Source organism: Candidatus Poribacteria bacterium, assembly GCA_016866785.1.
In the GTDB taxonomy this organism is placed as follows: domain Bacteria; phylum Poribacteria; class WGA-4E.
Window position 1 is genome coordinate 1 of the sequence record VGLH01000258.1, and the last position, 2,347, is coordinate 2,347.

At 66.9% G+C, this 2,347-nt stretch carries 3 protein-coding genes; all 3 read left to right on the forward strand.

The genetic code is table 11. The features are described from left to right. The coding region (locus FJZ36_19040; GenBank protein ID MBM3216995.1) for a glycerophosphodiester phosphodiesterase at positions 1-482 on the forward strand (482 nt) is incomplete at its 5' end. Beyond that, positions 457-1,809: a hypothetical protein gene (locus FJZ36_19045; protein ID MBM3216996.1), complete on the forward strand. Its 1,353-nt coding sequence runs from the start codon at positions 457-459 to the stop codon at positions 1,807-1,809. The genes FJZ36_19040 and FJZ36_19045, both read left to right, overlap by 26 nt. After that, positions 1,806-2,347: AAA family ATPase (locus FJZ36_19050; GenBank protein MBM3216997.1), on the forward strand; the 542-nt coding region annotated here is incomplete at its 3' end. The genes FJZ36_19045 and FJZ36_19050, both read left to right, overlap by 4 nt.

A 2,347-nucleotide genomic window follows, 5' to 3' on the forward strand; every position in this document is an offset into this window, starting at 1 on the left:
TCGTCGGCGAGCGTGTCCCGACGCTTGACGAAGCGTTCGATGTCCTGCCGGCGAACACGCTGGCAGTGGTCGAGCTGAAGGTTCGCGATGCCGCGCTTCCGGTGGCGGAGATCGTCCGGAAGGCGAACAGGCTTGATCAGACCGTGGTCATCTCATTCATCCCGGAGGCGCTGCGGGAGATTCGGTTCGCCGAGCCGCGCATCGCGACCTCGCTGCTGATCGGCTCCTCGCGCGAAGGACCCCAACCGACGGCGACCTCGTTGGTTCAGCAAGCCTTTGACGTCGGGACGAGTTGCCTCGACTTGCAGTGGGAGCTCGCCACCGAAGCCGCCATCGCGCACATCCACCGGCTCGGCGGCAGCGTGTGGACATGGACGGTCGATTCGCCAGCCGATATGGCACGCCTCGTGAACGCAGACGTCGACGCGATCACGTCGAACTATCCGGATCGGCTCAATGACATCAAGTCGGGCGCTCGGTGATGGAGAGATCGCTGCCGCGCTGAGACCACACTTGCATCGGCGGAGGCTGCAAGCGGCTCTCGCCGGGCTGTGGGCAGGCGGGCTCATCGGCTCTCTCGTCGTGCTCGGTCTACTCCTCGTTGGGCGGCTCGTAGGGAACCCGACTGGCTTCCTGCCGTTGGTAGGCATGGCGTTGACGCTCGTCGCCGGAACCGTCGTCGGACGTCTGCGCGCGCCCGGGCCCATGGCGATGGCTGGCGAGATCGACGAGCGTTGCGGACTCCACGCCCGCATCCAAACGGCGTACGAGTTGGAGGATCGACGAGACCCGTCTCCGTTTGCCGCTGCGCAGCGCCGCGATGCGCTCGACCACCTGCCGGCGGTGTCGCTCGCCGCGCGGCGTGAGTTCCTGTCTCCGTGGCGTCTCGTTCTTCTCACGCTAGCGCTTGGCGCGGCATGGACGCCGGCGTTGCTGCCTCGGCGGGAATCGACCGAAACACACGCGCTGACCGAGGCAGTGCGCGACGCAACCGACGCCCTCGACCAGATGTCGAGCGACGCCACCGTGCGCGACCTGAGCGAACGCCTCGCACGGGTTCGATCCGCACCGGAAGCGTTCGCGGCGCTGTCGGACATCGAGCGACAACTCGCGAGCCCGTCGGCTGCTGTGCTGGATGCCGCTCGCGCCGAACTGCGTTCGCTGAGCTCGGCTCAGCCGCTCTCCGACGGGCTCGAACAGGCGGCGTCCAACGTGCCGCCAGATTTGGCTCAGGAGCTGCTCTCGCTCCGCGCGCGGCTCGGAACACTGGCTCCTCCGCCGGAACTCATGGGCGCGTTGAATGAAGTCGAGACCGCCGCCGTGTCCCCGGACACGCTGCGCCGGATCGCTCACGCGCTGCGAGCGCTCGAAGCCGATTCCTCAAGCCGAGCGTCCGAAGCGCTCGCGGCGATCCGCCGGGCGAAGGCGGCGGTGGCTGCGGTGATCGATCCGGCGAGTGCAGGTTCGGTGGCGCGAACCGACGAGGTCCCAGGTCAGGAGTCGGGCCCTGGCAACGCGCGGGGCGCTCAACTCGAGGGATTTTCATCCGGCCTGTCGCGGCAAGACACGCTGGAGCTGGACAGTCAGTTGCTCGATACCGCGAAGCAGCAGCGCGTCTACGCCCGGCGTGGGGGCGAGGCAGACAGCCCGGCTCCTGCGATGTTGCCCTTCGTCGACGTCGTTCTGTCGGCGCAGAGGCAGGCGGACGCGGCGCTTTCGGCGGAGTCGATCCCCCGCGCCTATGAGGAGCGCGTTCGAGCCTATTACGCCGCCTTGGCGCGCATCACACAGGAAGACATGACGCGATGACGCTCGACGTAGCCGCCGAGGCTCGGGCATTCAGAGAAGGCGTCGCCGAACTCCGACGGGCAATCGAAGCCGTGGTCGTCGGTCAGACAGATGCCGTGGAGCACGTTGTCGTCGCTCTCTTCGCCGAGGGACACGTGCTCATCGAGGGAGTGCCAGGAACCGGAAAGACGCTGTTGGTTCGCTGTCTGGCATCGGCGCTGGGAGTCGACACGAAGCGCGTCCAGTTCACGCCGGACTTGATGCCGTCCGATATCACGGGAACGCGGATCCTGGTAGACGACGACTCCGGCGGAAGGCGCTTCGAGTTCCAGCCCGGGCCCGTCTTCACCAATATCCTCTTAGCGGACGAGGTGAATCGCGCCACGCCGAGGACCCAGTCGGCGCTGCTGCAAGCGATGCAGGAGCGAAACGTCACGGAAGGGGACACGACACGGGCTCTGCCCGCTCCGTTTCTCGTGCTCGCCACTCAGAACCCCCTGGAGATGGAGGGAACCTATCCGCTGCCTGAAGCCCAGCTCGATCGGTTCCAGCTAAAGGT